The following is a 15,723-nucleotide window of genomic DNA, read 5'->3' on the forward strand; positions in this document are numbered from 1 at the left end:
TTTAGACTGCGCCCACCGGCTTTGCGGTCGCCAGCGCAACACCAAAGGTGGTCACCGCCATCCCGGCGATCTGCACCACTGTCAATGCCTCTCCGAACAGCACCCAAGCCAGTACCGCCGTGACGGCTGGCACCAAATAAAAAAGCGATGCGACCTTCGACATCTCGCCCTCCCGGATGAGATACATCAGAAGGAAGATCGCGCCAATGGACAGCACGAGCACCAGCCACGTCATAGCAAAGACCAGTTCGCCATTCAGGGTGAAGGTGCGCGTTTCCAGCCAGGCCGAAGCGATGCCCATCACCAGCGCACCACCGAGATATTGAAACATCGTCCCCGTCACCATGTCAGTCTCCCCGCCATGGCGTTTCTGCCATACAGTGCCAAGGCTCATGCTGAACATCGAGACAAGCGCAGCACCGAGCGTCGCCACGGTGATGCCACTGCCAAGCGTGCCGAATTTCGGCGAAAGGACGATGATCACGCCGGCAAATCCGATGGCCAGACCTAGCCAGTGTTTAGGTAAAACCGTCTCGCCAAGCAGTTTTCCGGCCAGAAGCGCCGTGACCAGCGGCTGCAAACCCATGATGAGTGCTGCGATACCAGCAGGCATGCCGCGGTGGATCGCCCAAAACACGCCACCCAGGTAAAGACCGTGCATCAGAACCCCGGCAAACATCGCATTGGCGATGCCCACGCGGCTAGACCTTCGCACTGCCACCAAGCACAAAATGCCCGCAACGATGAGAACCGCAATGCCGAAACGGGCTGCGAGAAAGCTAAATGGCTCCGCCCAGGGCATCGCATAGCGCGCGCCGATGAAACCGGTAGCCCAGAGCACAACAAAAAGGGCAGGAACGAGCCGAACCGGAGAAATCATGAAGGGGCGCCACAGAGGGTTGAAAGCCCCGCTGTAGACCGTTCCGCTCGGCGCGCAAAGCAAACAATCTAATCTTCAATACCAGCCCAGTTGCACTAAATTCACTCCAGACCGACCATTCGTCTCACGTCAGCGGGAGTGACACCAGCCTCGCGCAGCGCACGAATACCGCTGTCACGGTTCGATTTGGAGAGTTTGCGCCCGTCTGGCCCTTCGATCAGCCGGTGGTGGAAATAGAGTGGCGCAGGCAGGCCGAGATGCTGCTGGAGCAGACGTTGAATCGCTGTGGCCTGATAAAGGTCGCGCCCGCGGACAATATGGCTAACCCCTTGCAGCGCATCATCCACCACCACCGAGAGGAAATAGCTGGTCGGGATTTCCTTGCGCGCAATCACCACGTCGCCAAGCAGTCGTGGTTCGGCCAATATCGTTCGGCGAGCCTCCCAGCTGCCATCCTCTGCCTCCTGCCATGACAGCTCTTCCGCCGGCAATGCCCCGCAGGCTTTCTCGACATCAAGCCGCCAGACAAAGCTCTCGCCTGACGCGATACGCTTGAGACGCCCCCTCTCCGAAAGTTTTTTGTCGAGCCCCGGATAGAGGGGAGCGCCATCCGGATCACGTGGCCAAAGGTCTCCCGCAATGGTGCGTTCAGCCAGAAAGCCGCGGATTTGACCACGCGTCATAAATGCGGGGTATACGAAACCGGCCTTGATCAGTCGGGCTAGCGCAGCTTCATAGTCGGCGAAATGTTCCGACTGTCTCCGCACTGGGGTCTCCCATTCTATCCCCAACCATTCAAGATCGCGGTAGATCCCGGCCTCGAATTCCGGCGTGCAGCGGGACGTATCGATGTCTTCGATCCTGAGCAAAAACCGCCCGCCAACGCGGCGTGCCATGTCATGGTTCAGCAATGCCGACTGCGCATGACCCAGATGCAATTCGCCATTCGGACTGGGTGCAAATCGGAATGTCAGCAGCGTCATGGCCAGACGGCAATCCTGTTGTGTGATGTTCCAGACGATTGCTACGGTGAGTGCCCAACAGGAACAAGGTCCCCCATGCATCGTATTCAGTCAGATGCCGACATTGAAGCCGGGCTCGATACGCTCTGCCTGCTCGACCCTCGGCTGGAAAAGGTGCGATCCATAGCCGGGAAGGTGCCACTGCGCCTTTCTGAACCGGGGTATCAACATCTTGCCTCGATTGTCGTGTCCCAACTGGTGAGCCGTGCCAGTGCCGAGGCGATCTTTGGCCGACTGGTCAAAATGCTCGACCCCTTGACCCCCAGCGCGGTGCTGGCCGCCGACGAAGATATCTTTCGCAGGGCAGGACTGTCACGCCCCAAGCAAAGAACGCTTCTGGCTGTTGCTGCTGCTGTGGAAGACGGGCTCGACTTGCACCATCTGTGCACCCTCGATGCAGACCAGGCCATTGCCCGGCTAACACAGATCTCAGGCATCGGCCCATGGACCGCCGAATGCTATCTGCTGTTCGCCGCAGGCCATCCCGATGTGTTTCCCACAAAAGACGTCGCGTTGCAGGCTGCTGTCGGCCACGCGTTTGGCATTGAGCCTCGGCCTGGAGAAAAAATTCTCGCCGCACTGGCCGAATCATGGAGCCCGTGGCGGGGCATAGCCGCTCGGTTGTTCTGGGCATATTACCGCGAATGGAAGGGGCGCGACGCCATCCCCGTTGAGTAATCCGAACAAAACACTGGAGTTGCACGTTGCTCGTCCAACCGGAATCGTAACGAGACGGCTTCACATTCCTGTCACCTCGGGCTTACACTATCTGCGCCGATCGGTTCTGGAGCCAAGGAGGTGCCACACGTGACGATCGCAGTGTCGCCAAATGGGCTGCCCGCGCTCGTGCTGAATGCGGATTATCGCCCGCTCAGCTATTATCCCCTGTCGCTATGGTCGTGGCAGGACGCCATCAAGGCTGTGTTCCTGGACAGGGTGCACATTGTTGCCGAGTACGAGCACCAGGTTTCCTCACCTACGTTTTCGATGCGGCTGCCAAGCGTGGTTTCGCTGAAGACCTATGTGAAGCCCTCACGCAATCCCGCCTTCACCCGTTTTAATGTATTCCTGCGCGATCGATTCCAGTGCCAATATTGCGGCACACCGGAAGATCTGACCTTTGACCATGTGATCCCGCGCCATTGCGGCGGCGCAACGACCTGGGAAAACGTCGTTGCCGCTTGCTCGCCGTGCAACCTGCGCAAGGGCGGCATGCTGCCGGCCCAAGCGAAAATGTGGCCCATCCAGAAGCCATTCCAGCCGACTGTGCATGACCTGCACAACAACGGCAAACGCTTCCCGCCAAACTATCTGCACGAAAGCTGGATCGATTATCTCTACTGGGATGTCGAACTGGAGCCGTAGGCTCAGCCGCGCAAAAAGGCCGCCCGAACTGCGACCCCCATCAGGATCAGGCTAGCAATCGCATTCCAGCCAGCCATCGACAGCCCGAGAAATCGCAGCGCCGCCGTGTCGCAGGACGGCGGAATGATCGTGTTAAGTACATCCAGAACGCCGTTTCCCCCCGTCGCGGCCGAAGTGACCGCACCGCAATCGCTGGGGCCAGGCCACCAGCCCCATTCCACTCCGGAATGAAAAACAGCGAGATAAAGCCCATAGGCCATCAGACCAGCGCCGAAGAGCAGCAATCCACGGGTGAGCGGCGCGGGAATGCGCAAGGTGGCAGAGAGAGCGGCCAAAAGCATCAGCGGCGCCCCGACATAATAGGGCGTGCGCTGCTCCAAGCACAGCTTGCATGGCATGTAGCCACCAAGATGTTCAAAGGCGAGCGCGCCGCCAACCACAGCGGCCATGGCAAGCGCCAGAAACACAGCGCCCTGGATCTGGTTGCGCCCTATGGGTGCGTTGAAAGCTGTCATGAATGGGTTCCGTAAAAATCAGATCAGTGAAAATATTTGACGGCGAGATATAGCAGAATAAGGGCACCCGCCCCCAATCCTGCCAAAAGCCCGAGCCGCTTCTCGATGAACTCGCGGATCGGCTCCCCATGTTTCTTCAGCAACCAGGCTAGGAAGTAAAACCGGGCGCCGCGCGCTACTATGGCCGCAAGGATAAAAATCCATATATTGACGCCAATGACGCCGGACAAAATGGTTACCACCTTTATCGGCGGCAGATGGGCAAGACCCGAAGTGATGAGCATCAGGACGATAAAACCCATGCCGCTTGAGGTGCGCAGCGCTTCAAAACTATCATATTTGCCGTAAAATTCCAGCACCGGCCTGGCTACTGCCTCATAGGCAAAATGGCCAAGGAACCAGCCAGCAATGCCGCCCAGAACCGAAGCAATAGTCGCGATCAAGGCATAGCGATAAGCGCGTTCCGGACGGCTGAGCGCCATCGGCAGAAACAGCACATCGGCGGGGACAAGAAAGACCGAGCTTTCAATGAACGCGATAAACGCCAGCCACCATTCGGCCGATTTACGCGCTGCCAGTGAGAGCGTCCAGTCATACAGTCTGCGAAGCATCGGAAATCCCAGTTTGCGCGGGGATGCTTACAGCCGCACGCTTCGACGCACAATGGTGCAGGCGGTCGCAATAGAGTAGGCTTTTGTCAAATTGATCGTGCCATCGTTGCAGTTCTGGCTTTGCAGAGTTGACGCGCCACCCCCTCTCCGTATAGTCCGCTCGCTGTCCGACCTTAAATCGTGGCCGGGCCCCTGTGGCGGAATTGGTAGACGCGCTCGACTCAAAATCGAGTTCCGCAAGGAGTGCTGGTTCGATTCCGGCCAGGGGCACCATTTCAGCTTCTAACGCTGTGCGATTTAAACCGTATTTACCAGGTTGGGGCGCGAGTTGCCTGCGGGCTGGATTGTGGCTAGTTTTCTTCCGGACTAGTTATCAACGCCTCGCTGGGATCCCGCGGATGCAAGCTCTTGGTAGCCCAGATGTTTTCCCACCATCGGCGATGCGAAACCGCGATCCCATTCTCGGCGTATTACGTGAATTTCTGCCTGCGGATGCGCGTGTTCTCGAGATCGCCTCCGGGTCTGGGGCTCACGCCCTGCATGCCGCCGCCCAGATGCCGCATTGGACTTGGCAGCCTACCGAGATTGACGCTGTGGCGGTGGATGCGCTGACGGTCCTACAACGCGACGCTAATTTGCCCAACCTGCTTGCGCCTCTGCTTCTTGATGCCTCAAAAATGAATTGGCCGGTTTCGAACGCGGACGCCATCGTGGCGGTTAACATGATCCATATTGCGCCATGGACAGCGACCAAAGGACTATTTTGCGGAGCCACCAGATTACTGGAGTGCGGCGGGCTGCTATATCTCTATGGGCCCTTCGAGGAAGACGACCGCGAGACCCTCCCCGGCAATGTTGCTTTCAATCAGAGCCTGAAACAACGCAATCCAGAATGGGGATTGCGCAATCTTTCAATGCTCCGTGGCATGGCAGGGGATTCCGGGTTCGAGCAGATCGCGCGTATCGAGATGCCAGCAAACAATCTGAGCGTGATTTTTCGACGCTGCTGATCCTCCCATTGAATCCAACATTCTGGTTTTTGATCGCGCATCTCTGTGTTGCTCCAGCTTCACGCCAAGGCGCTGCTGGTTCGCCAACCGTTTAAAGTCGTGCCCGCGTGCTCCTTGGAGTTGCCAGCAGCAGGCTGGTTTCGCTGCCCGTGATACCCTGCACCAGCCGGATGCGGCGCAGTATCGCATCGAATTCGGCCAGGGTTTGAGTGGTGAGTTCGACAACCAGGTCCCAACGGCCATTGGTGGTGTGGATGGTTGTCACCTCCGCAAAACCACCAAGTGTGCGGATCACCCGGTCCGCCGCATGACCCTCAATTTCAATCATCGTAATGCCCCGAACGCTTTGGTCGACCGCATCCGCCCGCAAGATCACCGTATATCCGATAATAATGCCGGCGCGTTCCATCCGCGCAACCCGCGATCGTACGGTCGCACGTGAGACCCCGAGATCCACCGCCAGGTTCGAAATGCTGCGCCGCGCATCGTGTCTCAAAAGAGTGATCAGCTGTTCGTCGATTGTATCCATGTTCCAAATTGAAAGCCATACCTGCCAATTTGGCAAGCCCTTCTCGCGCTTTTGCCACTTTGAGCCATTCAAATTGCCAGCATTACCGGCTTGGATGCGCTGCAGAATATCGGGGTAACAAAAAGTGCATTTTACGATACTCGGGATGCCGGTCCAAGATGGGTCCGGGCGCATGGGGTGCGAAATGGGGCCAAGTGCCTTGCGTACTGCAAGACTGGCGCTCGCGCTGAGGGAACTCGGCCATACGCTAACCGACCTTGGAACTGTGGTGCCGCGCGAGGCGCGACCGGCCGTTCACGGCAACACGTCCCTGAAATGCCTGCCCGAAATCGTCGCCTGGACGACCGCCATCACGGAAGCTGCCTACCACGCTGCTGACGGCGCGGTTCCGATATTTCTAGGCGGCGACCACAGCATTGCCGCCGGTACCCTGGCCGGCATGGCACGGCGCGCATTCGAGGCGAAACGCCCGCTCTTTGTTCTTTGGCTGGACGCCCACCCGGATTTTCATACGCTCGATTCCACAAACAGTGGAAATTTGCACGGCGTACCGTTGGCCTATGCCAGCGGTCAGGCAGGCTTCCAGGGCTTTTTTCCGCGCCTTGCGGTGCCGGTTGACCCCGAAAACATTTGCGCCATGGGGATCCGCAGCGTTGACCGGGCAGAGCGCGAAGCGCTGCGTCATGCCGGCGTCACCGTGCATGACATGCGCGCCATCGACGAGATGGGCATAGCCCCGCTGTTGCGCACCTTCCTTGAACGCGTCAGCGCGGAAAACGGCATGTTGCATGTCAGCTTTGACGTCGATTTTCTGGACCCCTCTATTGCGCCCGCCGTTGGCACCACGGTTCCAGGTGGCGCGACTTTTCGCGAAGCGCATCTGGTCATGGAAATGCTGCATGACAGCCACCTGGTCACCAGCCTCGACCTTGTTGAGCTGAACCCCTTCCTCGATGAACGCGGCCGCACGGCTACCCTGATGGTCGACCTGACTGCGAGCCTCATGGGCCGCAGCATCATGGACCGCCCGACCCGGAGCTATTGAAAATGACTGAACACCTGAACATCGTACCCTTCGTCAGCGTTGACAACATGATGAAGCTGGTACACGCCATCGGCATAGACCGCTTCCTTCGAGAGCTTGCCGATTACATTGAGGAAGACTTTCGGCGTTGGGAGCAGTTCGACAAGACCCCGCGCATCGCGTCCCACAGCATGGATGGTGTCATCGAGCTGATGCCAACCAGCGACGGCCAGCTCTACGGCTTCAAGTACGTGAACGGGCACCCGAAAAACACGCGCGATGGACGCCAGACGGTAACCGCATTCGGCGTACTCGCCGATGTCGGCAATGGCTACCCGATGCTGTTGACCGAAATGACCATCCTCACTGCGCTACGCACCGCAGCGACATCGGCGATGGCAGCGAAGTATCTGGCACCGGCAGGCTCCGAATGCATGGCCATTATCGGCAATGGCGCCCAGTCCGAATTTCAGGCAGTCGCGTTCAAGGCGCTGGTCGGCATCAAGCGTCTGCGGCTGTTCGACATCGACCCACAGGCCTCTCAGCGCTGCGCCAGAAATCTTCAGGGCTACGGTTTCGACATTGACTGTGTCGCATCCGCCCAGGAAGCAGTCGAGGGTGCACATATCATCACCACGGTAACCGCCGACAAGCGCTCCGCCACCATTCTCACCGACAACATGGTAGGCAACGGCGTCCATATCAACGCGGTCGGAGGCGACTGCCCGGGCAAGACTGAACTACACCGGGACATCCTGTTGCGCTCCAGCATTTTCGTCGAATATCCACCTCAGACTCGTATCGAAGGCGAAAGCCAGCAGCTCGACGACGATCATCCGCTGGTGGAACTGTGGGAAGTGATCGTTGGAAAAACCCAAGGCCGGACCGACGCGCGACAAATAACGCTGTTTGATTCCGTCGGCTTTGCCATCGAGGATTTTTCGGCACTGCGCTATGTCCGGGACCAATTGGGCAAGACGGGCCTTTACGACGAGCTTGACCTGCTGGCTGACCCTGACGAACCACGCGACCTTTTCGGGATGTTGCTACGAGCGACGCCAGTAGCCGCCTGATCACTCAATATGTAACGGTCACCACCACCGTGTCGTTGTACACCCCCGGCGAGGGGGTCTGTTGCGCTGGCACACGGCCATAGACGGTGAAATTCTGAGTGCCGCCACTGCCGGAGCCCGGCACGGTGCTGCCCGGTGTTGCCACGTCTCCCCACGGCTGGCTACGCGCTGCATCCTTGTAAAGACCGTAGGTAACGCTCTCGAGAAGCCTGGACATCTTTCGCTCCGTCGGTGTTCCATTGGCATTGCCGCCACCAAGCGACACCGAATAGGCGCTGTTTTGCGTGCATTGCACGGCGACGCCACCCGTGGCATCGACATTGGTGTTCAAAACACCATTGGTTCCGAAATCGAGATTTTGGGCTGAAACCAGACAGTTCGCGGGAATGTTCGCTGTCACGTTGAAAGTCGGACGTGCAGCAGTGCCGCTGGGTGTCGTGCAGTCACTGCTCGACGTCGCGCGGTATAGAAATTCGACATCGGCGCTGCTGAAGGCAGCCAGATAACTTCCTGTCGGCACCGCCTGCTGGCCGCCAAACACCGAGCCATAAATCGTATCGCTGGCCGAGCCTGCGCCAAGCAGGAGTCCTACCGCCATCGCCGGCGCTCGCGCCGGATAGGGCCAGGCGTAAGACCCCCATACTGCCGTGCGCGAGGCGTCGGAATAGAGTTGGTAGTTGAGCGTACCAGCGCCTGCCATCTGCCGAGCGCCAGCGGTAGCCCCACCGGTGCCCGCTCCGATATTCGGACAGACAAGCACACGTGGAGTCAAGACCGAATAGCCGCTGCAACTGGCGCTTATTGTTGCCGTTGAATTGGTTGCGCTTCCCGACAACGTATCCACATTGCCGAAGCTGAGAGTGCTGACCGTGAAGTTGCAGGACTGCGCGCTGGCGCTGCTTGTCCAACCTAGCGCTACCGTCAAAAATAAAGCTGACAGACTGCACCGCATCATCCGGGTCATTGGCAGACCACCCCGCTGATGACCACCTGTTCGCCTGGGCTTTCGCGGTAGGCAAAGCTGGCATCGCAACTGGCCAAACCTGCCAATAACACGTGGACCGAGTTCTGGGTCTGCAGGCCCGTCACATAGGCTTCGCCATCATAGCCAATGACAAATGTTTCCGACGATCCGTTGGCCTTGCCTTCCATCCCAACTCCCAGCGGCGTCCCGTTGCCGTCGACGAATTTGACCAGTGCGGCTGCCGCTTTCTCAGTCACGCCAAAGTTGATGACCACGCCGCTCCTATCAGCAGGAACTACCACTTCTTTGGTTACAGGAACGTTTGCATCGATCGGCAAGCGGCTTGGATCAATGGAAAGCGTGTTGGGTTCATAGGAGTTGAGATCGGAAATAAGAATCTTGCCATTGCGATTGGTCCTTCCAATCGGGCGGTTCTGCAACTGCACATCGACATCGGGCGCCCCCACATCAACAACCGCAAACGCGTCATGAATATGGTTCGTGGCAAAGATGGCACCGCCTGCCATCGCCAACGCCCCGTCCACCTGCGCGGTTGCGCGAACGTCGCCGGCATATTGCTGGATGCCGGCCTGCATGCGGGCAAACGGCGCGCGGTAGCTGCCCGAAGCCGATCGGTTGACCACAGCACCCTGAGAAGCATGCAGGCGCCAGCCATAGCTGCCATTCTCAAGCCGCTCCGACTTGACCACGTCGGCCGCGACGCTGGTGCCATCAGGCCCATACTCGACTGCTGAGGATGCTGTTACAGACTCTCCCAGTGAAAATGATAAGCCGGCGAAGACACCAAAGCTATCGCGATCGTCCAGATCCTTGAAGGCGGTGGCAAAGAGCGACGCTCGCTTGAACACCTGCTGGCGGTAGGACACGCCGACAATCTGGCTGCTGTCACCTTCGGCGTCCTTGATATGAGTATAGGAAAGGTTGAGGCTGGACATGTCGAGCGGCATCGGCGCGCTGAGCGTCACCTGTTCAATGGCCCGCGGCACCCCGGCACTGAAGATCGGCAGTCCATGTTCGTCGGACAGCGCGGGCATGGCCGTTACCGAGGCAATGTCCTGATAATCACCAAATGCTCTCTGCACGCGACCGTAAAGCGTGAACCCTGAGTGGCTGAGCTCGACAGTAGCATTTACCAGCCCACCGGTTCGCCCGTCATGATAGCTACCGGCGCCAGCAAGCGAAGCAACGCCGTACGGGCCAAGCGGGAAAGCCACGCCAAGGCCACCATTGATCAGGCTGTCTCCGCCTTCGGCGTGCCCCTCTAACGTCAGACGGTCTGTCAGCCCGTAGCGGAATGTCGCTGAACCCATCAGACGGTCATCATAGTCATTGGACTCGACGCCAAAGTTGCGGCGCGGATAGCCAACCTCTGCCGAAAAATCCAGCAGGCCTTTGGCGAGAAGCAAGTTCGACGTGTAAAACGGCAACGTCGTCACCGTCTCGCGCCCAAGGCTGTCGCGCACCACGACGCGCGCCTCGCCTCCACCAGAATAGGCCGGCACGTTGATGACCTGGAATGGCCCGGCGGATATATCGCCAGCATAGCTGCGGGTATTTTGAGTGTAAATTTCCAGCGTCGACGGCACCGCAGCAGTGCCTGCAAAAGATGGTAGCGGCAATGTCACAAGGTCGGAGCGCAAGGAAAAGCGGCGCTGCGCCTGGATACCGCCGAGATAAACCGGTCGTGTCCAGCCTAGGCCGCCGGAAGTAAAGTCGCCGGCCCGGTAAACCATCATGCGCTCGGGGTCGGAATAGCTCCAGGTAGTGGCAAGCCTTGTGACGTCACCCAGTTTGCCTTCTGAATACCCGGCTATAAACCCTTGGCTGAGTGTCCCCATTGGCCCGAAAGCTCGCGCTTCAAATCCACCCGTAATGCCCTCAAAAAGGTTGGTTTCGCCCTCAAACAGGGTATTGGAGCTGGCAAACAGTGAATAATTGAGAACTGCCCCTATCGACGATTGCGGCTTGATGCGCTCTGTCTTCCCCGGGCCGGCAACATCGACGATTTTGGGGGCCCGCGCATCGTTGGTGGCGATGATGTAAAGCTGTTGCATCGCTTCGTCGAGGTCGGCTGAAACATCTGGCAGGTCGTCGAGCCTCACCAACCCATCGGCACTTACCGGCGCGCCCTGCGGTTTCAACCCGATCTCGACCAGTTCGTCTATCGTGGTCGCTAGACTTCCATCGGCAAGCTGTTTGAAGTTCCCGATCAGCCCCGTCGACACCATGTTCATGAAAACTTCGAGATAGAGCTCACGCACCGCCGGCACCTCTGCCTCGGTCTGGTCAGCGCGCGGCGTATCGGTCTCCTCGGCAAAGGCCGGGAAGACAGATACCGCCAGCGAACCAAGTAGTACCGTGAGCCTAGCGGCCGACCGCAACTTGCGCATCGATCGGCCCCAGATGGCTGGCTCCGGACAGTTTGGCATTAGATCCGGACAGCCGGTTCGCCCCTCCGAGCGGCCATTGCATGGTAGCCCCGCCGAGCACATAGCCGACAAGACCGGGACTGCTGGCAATCGTTTTGCCATCCTGAGACAGACCAATATCAGCAAGGCGAAGCCGGCTCGCGCCCTTGTTTTGTGCAACAAGCATCAGGCTGCTACCGTTCTTTTTCAGCTTCCATGACACTTCCGGCCCCGATGCGGCAGGATTTCGAAAGAAGACTGGTATGGACTGCCGCACCACGAGCGCCACCGTACCCGCCTTCAGGCGGGAGGGATCAGGCACCTCATCGACCACCAAGCGGTAGCTTTCCTCTGCCTTCACCACGCTCTTGGAAACGCGCACAACACGGACGACATAGTCAGCGTTGGGTGCAAGCCTTGTGTGCGGAGGGCTAGCCACGACCGCAGCGGTTGGCTCCAGCGTTTCGATGCCGCCTTTTTGACTCCAGCGAAACACGCGGACCTGCACCTGGATCGGTGCTTTGCCATCATTGTGAAGGTTGAGCATGCCCGCGCTGTCGGGCGCCAGCATCTCGATGGTTGTCGGAGCCACCTGCAGCGACGCAGCGTCGGCAATCGGTGATACAAGCGTCAGAAGCGCGATGGCAGTACTGAGTTTCGGTAGGAAACGCATAATACAAGTTCCTCCGCTCGTTGTTCAGTATGTGACGGTAACCGCTACGACATCCGTATAGACACCCGGTCCAGGGGTGGTTTGCGGCGGAACGCGTCCATAAACGATGTGGGGAAGAGCAAGACCAGTACCAATGCCGGGAACAGTTGATCCGTTCGCACCACCTCCGCCTGTTCCCCAGACATCGGTGTGCAGTAAATCGGTATAGAGCGAATAGTCGATCGTACCGGCGACATTAGTCATCTTGCGCGCAGCGATCGTTGCTCCGGCACCATTTCCAGCACCCAATCCCAACGTGTAAGGGGTGAGCAGCGTGCATTGGACGCTGACCGTGCTGATCTGATCAACATTGGCATTATCACGCCCTGCGTGCCAAAGTCCATGTCGCTAGCGGAACCTACCGAACATGCTGCCTGGATCGTAATTCTAACATTCATGTTGGCCGTCGACGTGGCAGCCATAACCGGCCCCATAGGTGTCAGAGTTGTCGCGACGGCGGCCACTAGGGCCAATGGTACAAGTTTCATAAGACGCTCCTTCAAGATAGCCCGCAAATCGCGGGTTGATCGTCAAGTAAGCCCTGTCCCACCCCGTTTTGGTCCTCTAGTCGTAACGATTCAATTAATTCGGGTGATTAGAAGAAGTTTCACGTAGAGCGAGAGTGTGACATGACTAACAACACTTTAAACGTGCATTGCTTTGCGTGGCCTGCACGAGCGCTCAAACTTTGGGTTGAAATCGGTTGCACGGCGGCGCGGCCCGCCACTTTCTAGTAATGGGACCAGCAAACGGTCGATATGGGATTATCTACGCCGCGGCTCAGCGTAGCGTTCATTAGCGACGGCCGAAAAGTTCCTTGACCCGGTTCCGCAACATACGCGCCATATTGCGAGTTTCGCTGTAGAGGTGCAATTGCGAGGCCGCCTGGCGTGCTGCCCTGTCAGCATCCGGCGTCAGCCCCAGCACCATGGTGCCGATAGGCTTTCGCTCGGTCCAGAGGCGGCTGAGCACAGGATGATCGTGCACAGCGCAGGAATCAGTCGCCATGATGTTGGGATCATCGAGATGGTTGTGGGTGACCTCGATCATCAGAAGCGCGCCAGGCGAGAACGCCGCATAGCGTTCGTCGTAGGCCGTCTTCCAAGTATAAGCGATGCCGTTTTCTAGGAACACAATCAGGCAGGCAATGACAACTCCATCCAGCGTCAACGAATGGACCCGGCACAGATCCCGTTCGGCCATCAGGAATACCGCTTCGCGCGCGAAGGCTGCACGGTAGCGGTCGATCGCCATGGCGGTGCGTTCACGCCCCTTCCAACCGGCAGCCTCGAGCGTCAGAAATGCTTCGGCGCCACGCCTGATCTCATCCTCATCGCGCGCCACGTGATATTCAAGAACGCCTTGATCAGCCAGTCGGCGTTTGAGACGGCGAAATTCGCGCAGATGATGCGGTCTTAGCGCCTGCTTGAAATAGTCCTCGCCTTCCAGTCTGCTCTCCAGAAATGGCCGCTCGTTCTGGTTTGTGGTGACAAGAGCAAGTCCCTTGGTATCCGCGATTGAGCGGAGGATCGTTGAAACTGGCCCGTCAAGCCGGATGTCGGGCATGACAAAAACCTTGGGAAGCTTCAGATGCTTGCGCGACAAAATGGTAAATAGGTCCTCTAGCACGCCGGCTGGGTCGTCTCTGTCGACGAGTGGGGTGCCAAGAGGGCCGAAAGGACTGGCCCAGCTACGCATGATTGAGACGCCAAGAGGAATGGTTGGTCTCTCGATTGAAAACGGCACTAGAAGTCTCAGCCGGCTACGAAACTCATCACCGTCACGGATAACCGCCAACCGCACTTCGCGATCATCCAGTCGTGGCATCGCCGGTGCCAGAAAGCGTGGATTGAAAAATACATTCGACTCGATGGTACGCGGTGTCAGATGGTCGAGCTCCTCGACCAGATCGAAACCCGCCGAGGCTGAGTAGATCGCCAGCTTGCGCGGCGGCCGGTGATCCCCCAGCGTTTCAATCTGGGCGCGCTCAACCGCGGCATTTCTCAGCCCCGCCAGTTCGGCAATCATCGGCGCAGAAGGGCTGCCGCTCAGTTCTTCCAGCAGCGGGATAGCGACCATCAGTCTGCTCCTTTGGCCGGCACTGCCGGCACAAAAATGGCCATCAGGAACCCGAGTTTGCGCCAGACCGTAAATGACAGGGCAGACGCTTCAAAAATCATCGACAAGGCAGTCGCAATGGCGGCACCCCAAAGACCGAACAGGGGGATCAAGGCGACTGACAGAGCGACGTTGAATGCAAGCGTCAGCGCGTAAACCACAGCACAGACATTCTGGTTGCCGCTCATCGTCAGAACGCTTTCCGCTGGCCCGACGGCCGCGCGTGCCACCACGCCTATAACGAGCAAGAACAGCAGTGGGTAACCGCGCACGAATTCGGGGCCGAACAGCGCCAGCATGGGCTCGCCGACGGCCAATACTACCGCCGCCATCAAAAGCGACGGCCAGAACGTCCATGAAACGGTTTCGCGCGCAAACGCCGCCAGTCGATCCGGGTCGGTGTGCGTGAAATGCGAATAGCGCTGCGCCACTCCGGCTTTCACCGCAAAATATGCGAAATGAACCAGCGCCAACGTCTTCACGGTCGCGAAATAGACTGCCACGTCGTCAGGCTGCATGAACGCGCCAACCATCAAGACATCAGCATTGGTGAGCAGGAAAAAGAAACTTTCGACCAGGAAGATCGGCAGGGAGATCACAAACCATTCGCGCATGTGGATGGTGCGCGGGCCTGCCGGCAATTTGCGGTCAAGCCGCGTCTTTACCTCAATCAGTTGTGAGATTGTCGTCAGATAGGTCGCAAGGATGGCCGCAATGATTGCGTTCGACGCGCATGGCTCGTAGCCGGCAAGCAATGCCGCACCCATGATTAGCAAAATGAGAGTGGGACGCGTGATATAGGCCGGCGCCAATGCAGAAATCGTCCATGAATTGGCCCGCGAAATACCTTGCAGGACGTCAGACAGAGCAATCATCGGGATGCAGATGATACCTAGATAAAACGGCACCACATAATAGCTCTCGACCATCGACGCGAACAGCCACAATCCAATCATCCCGGCGGCTGCAATTGTCGTTGAGGCGATGAGCACGAACACCCGGCTGACGAGCAGGATACCGCGCAGTTCTGCAAGACGTTTCTGGCCTAGATATTCGGGGATGTAGCGGATGACTGAGGTGTGGAACCCGAGGCAGGAAAGATTGCCAACGATGATCATCGTCACCCAGACGAGTACGAAAATCCCATACTCAAAACTGCCCATCCAGCGGGCCAGCAACACTTGGCTGACAAAGGCCACGGCAGCGTTGAAAATCCGGATGGAGAAAGCGATAAGCGACATACGACCAGCGCTGCCCCGCTCATCGTTTGAGAAAAGCAGCGCGTCCACGCGGTTGAGCATAGGCCGCGCGCGCAGCGCAAGTCGCTGCGGCAAAAGCCGCTCGGCAGTCATTGCCGCGGAAAAGCGCAACGCATTTTTCTCCGTTTCCCTTCGTATCCAACAGGCATAGCCACAACTCTTTAAGAAACGGTTGGGCAGCAGCCTGCAATCCGCCCGGAGTGAAGCACACG

Annotated in this window: 15 protein-coding genes, 1 tRNA gene and 1 pseudogene; 6 read left to right on the top strand and 11 right to left on the bottom strand. The window is 58.3% G+C overall.

The window, feature by feature from the left end; translation table 11 throughout:
- Position 1 precedes the first annotated feature (1 nt).
- Together GA830_RS01915 and gluQRS are read right to left on the bottom strand one after the other, a co-directional pair.
- Positions 2 to 880: a DMT family transporter gene (locus GA830_RS01915; RefSeq protein WP_195163450.1), complete on the bottom strand. Its 879-nt coding sequence runs from the start codon at positions 878 to 880 to the stop codon at positions 2 to 4.
- Between the two features lie 101 nt (positions 881 to 981).
- Positions 982 to 1,863: a tRNA glutamyl-Q(34) synthetase GluQRS gene (gene gluQRS, locus GA830_RS01920; protein WP_195163451.1), complete on the bottom strand. Its 882-nt coding sequence runs from the start codon at positions 1,861 to 1,863 to the stop codon at positions 982 to 984.
- Positions 1,864 to 1,938: 75 nt separating this feature from the next.
- Here gluQRS and GA830_RS01925 point away from each other — a divergent pair, with 75 nt between their 5' ends.
- Together GA830_RS01925 and GA830_RS01930 are read left to right on the top strand one after the other, a co-directional pair.
- On the top strand, positions 1,939 to 2,580 hold the full coding sequence (locus tag GA830_RS01925; RefSeq protein ID WP_195163452.1) for a DNA-3-methyladenine glycosylase family protein: 642 nt from the start codon (positions 1,939 to 1,941) through the stop codon (positions 2,578 to 2,580).
- 129 nt (positions 2,581 to 2,709) lie between these two features.
- Positions 2,710 to 3,267, top strand: coding sequence for an HNH endonuclease (locus GA830_RS01930; RefSeq protein WP_195163453.1), 558 nt, complete (start codon positions 2,710 to 2,712; stop codon positions 3,265 to 3,267).
- Positions 3,268 to 3,269: 2 nt separating this feature from the next.
- On the opposite strand, the gene GA830_RS01935 is transcribed toward GA830_RS01930, so the two are convergent.
- Together GA830_RS01935 and GA830_RS01940 are read right to left on the bottom strand one after the other, a co-directional pair.
- Positions 3,270 to 3,782 (bottom strand): disulfide bond formation protein B, encoded by a 513-nt coding sequence (locus GA830_RS01935; RefSeq protein WP_195163454.1) that lies wholly within the window; start codon positions 3,780 to 3,782, stop codon positions 3,270 to 3,272.
- A 23-nt stretch (positions 3,783 to 3,805) separates the two neighbouring features.
- Positions 3,806 to 4,393, bottom strand: coding sequence for a YqaA family protein (locus GA830_RS01940; RefSeq protein ID WP_195163455.1), 588 nt, complete (start codon positions 4,391 to 4,393; stop codon positions 3,806 to 3,808).
- Between the two features lie 188 nt (positions 4,394 to 4,581).
- Between GA830_RS01940 and GA830_RS01945 the strand changes: the two genes are divergently transcribed.
- Together GA830_RS01945 and GA830_RS01950 are read left to right on the top strand one after the other, a co-directional pair.
- Positions 4,582 to 4,666, top strand: a tRNA-Leu gene (locus tag GA830_RS01945).
- A gap of 125 nt (positions 4,667 to 4,791) precedes the next feature.
- The gene (locus GA830_RS01950) at positions 4,792 to 5,403 is read left to right on the top strand and encodes a DUF938 domain-containing protein (protein WP_195164716.1); all 612 of its coding nucleotides are present in this window, start codon (positions 4,792 to 4,794) and stop codon (positions 5,401 to 5,403) included.
- A 91-nt stretch (positions 5,404 to 5,494) separates the two neighbouring features.
- Here the strand turns inward: GA830_RS01950 and GA830_RS01955 are convergent, their stop codons facing one another.
- Positions 5,495 to 5,932 (bottom strand): Lrp/AsnC family transcriptional regulator, encoded by a 438-nt coding sequence (locus GA830_RS01955; protein ID WP_195163456.1) that lies wholly within the window; start codon positions 5,930 to 5,932, stop codon positions 5,495 to 5,497.
- A 124-nt stretch (positions 5,933 to 6,056) separates the two neighbouring features.
- On the opposite strand from GA830_RS01955, the gene rocF reads away from it, so the two are divergent.
- Positions 6,057 to 6,977 (top strand): arginase, encoded by a 921-nt coding sequence (gene rocF, locus GA830_RS01960; RefSeq protein ID WP_258045528.1) that lies wholly within the window; start codon positions 6,057 to 6,059, stop codon positions 6,975 to 6,977.
- 2 nt (positions 6,978 to 6,979) lie between these two features.
- The gene (locus GA830_RS01965; RefSeq protein WP_195163458.1) at positions 6,980 to 8,029 is read left to right on the top strand and encodes an ornithine cyclodeaminase; all 1,050 of its coding nucleotides are present in this window, start codon (positions 6,980 to 6,982) and stop codon (positions 8,027 to 8,029) included.
- 4 nt (positions 8,030 to 8,033) lie between these two features.
- On the opposite strand, the gene GA830_RS01970 is transcribed toward GA830_RS01965, so the two are convergent.
- From GA830_RS01970 to GA830_RS01995, 6 genes and pseudogenes are all read right to left on the bottom strand, one after another.
- The gene (locus GA830_RS01970; protein ID WP_258045627.1) at positions 8,034 to 8,984 is read right to left on the bottom strand and encodes a Csu type fimbrial protein; all 951 of its coding nucleotides are present in this window, start codon (positions 8,982 to 8,984) and stop codon (positions 8,034 to 8,036) included.
- Between the two features lie 5 nt (positions 8,985 to 8,989).
- Complete coding sequence (locus tag GA830_RS01975) at positions 8,990 to 11,404, bottom strand: fimbria/pilus outer membrane usher protein (RefSeq protein WP_195163459.1); 2,415 nt, start codon at positions 11,402 to 11,404, stop codon at positions 8,990 to 8,992.
- A complete protein-coding gene (locus GA830_RS01980) occupies positions 11,379 to 12,095 on the bottom strand; it encodes a fimbrial biogenesis chaperone (RefSeq protein WP_195163460.1) in 717 nt (238 codons plus the stop codon). Before GA830_RS01980 ends, GA830_RS01975 begins: the two co-directional genes overlap by 26 nt.
- Positions 12,096 to 12,119: 24 nt before the next feature.
- Positions 12,120 to 12,622: pseudogene (locus tag GA830_RS20555) on the bottom strand (Csu type fimbrial protein).
- Positions 12,623 to 12,929: 307 nt separating this feature from the next.
- The gene (locus GA830_RS01990; protein WP_195163461.1) at positions 12,930 to 14,213 is read right to left on the bottom strand and encodes a GNAT family N-acetyltransferase; all 1,284 of its coding nucleotides are present in this window, start codon (positions 14,211 to 14,213) and stop codon (positions 12,930 to 12,932) included.
- Positions 14,213 to 15,622 carry a lipopolysaccharide biosynthesis protein gene (locus GA830_RS01995; RefSeq protein ID WP_195163462.1) on the bottom strand — a complete coding sequence of 470 codons (1,410 nt, stop codon included), beginning with the start codon at positions 15,620 to 15,622 and terminating at the stop codon, positions 14,213 to 14,215. Before GA830_RS01995 ends, GA830_RS01990 begins: the two co-directional genes overlap by 1 nt.
- Between the last annotated feature and the right edge of the window lie 101 nt (positions 15,623 to 15,723).

This window comes from Mesorhizobium sp. NBSH29 (assembly GCF_015500055.1).
Taxonomy (GTDB): Bacteria; Pseudomonadota; Alphaproteobacteria; order Rhizobiales; family Rhizobiaceae; genus Neomesorhizobium.

Bases quoted from the DNA above. Each gene is read 5' to 3' on its own strand.
- GA830_RS01915 (WP_195163450.1), bottom strand. From the start codon at position 880: ATGATTTCTCCGGTTCGGCTCGTTCCTGCCCTTTTTGTTGTGCTCTGG.
- gluQRS (WP_195163451.1), bottom strand. From the start codon at position 1,863: ATGACGCTGCTGACATTCCGATTTGCACCCAGTCCGAATGGCGAATTG.
- GA830_RS01925 (WP_195163452.1), top strand. From the start codon at position 1,939: ATGCATCGTATTCAGTCAGATGCCGACATTGAAGCCGGGCTCGATACG.
- GA830_RS01935 (WP_195163454.1), bottom strand. From the start codon at position 3,782: ATGACAGCTTTCAACGCACCCATAGGGCGCAACCAGATCCAGGGCGCT.
- GA830_RS01940 (WP_195163455.1), bottom strand. From the start codon at position 4,393: ATGCTTCGCAGACTGTATGACTGGACGCTCTCACTGGCAGCGCGTAAA.
- GA830_RS01950 (WP_195164716.1), top strand. From the start codon at position 4,792: ATGCAAGCTCTTGGTAGCCCAGATGTTTTCCCACCATCGGCGATGCGA.
- GA830_RS01955 (WP_195163456.1), bottom strand. From the start codon at position 5,932: ATGGATACAATCGACGAACAGCTGATCACTCTTTTGAGACACGATGCG.
- GA830_RS01965 (WP_195163458.1), top strand. From the start codon at position 6,980: ATGACTGAACACCTGAACATCGTACCCTTCGTCAGCGTTGACAACATG.
- GA830_RS01970 (WP_258045627.1), bottom strand. From the start codon at position 8,984: ATGATGCGGTGCAGTCTGTCAGCTTTATTTTTGACGGTAGCGCTAGGT.
- GA830_RS01975 (WP_195163459.1), bottom strand. From the start codon at position 11,404: ATGCGCAAGTTGCGGTCGGCCGCTAGGCTCACGGTACTACTTGGTTCG.
- GA830_RS01980 (WP_195163460.1), bottom strand. From the start codon at position 12,095: ATGCGTTTCCTACCGAAACTCAGTACTGCCATCGCGCTTCTGACGCTT.
- GA830_RS01990 (WP_195163461.1), bottom strand. From the start codon at position 14,213: ATGGTCGCTATCCCGCTGCTGGAAGAACTGAGCGGCAGCCCTTCTGCG.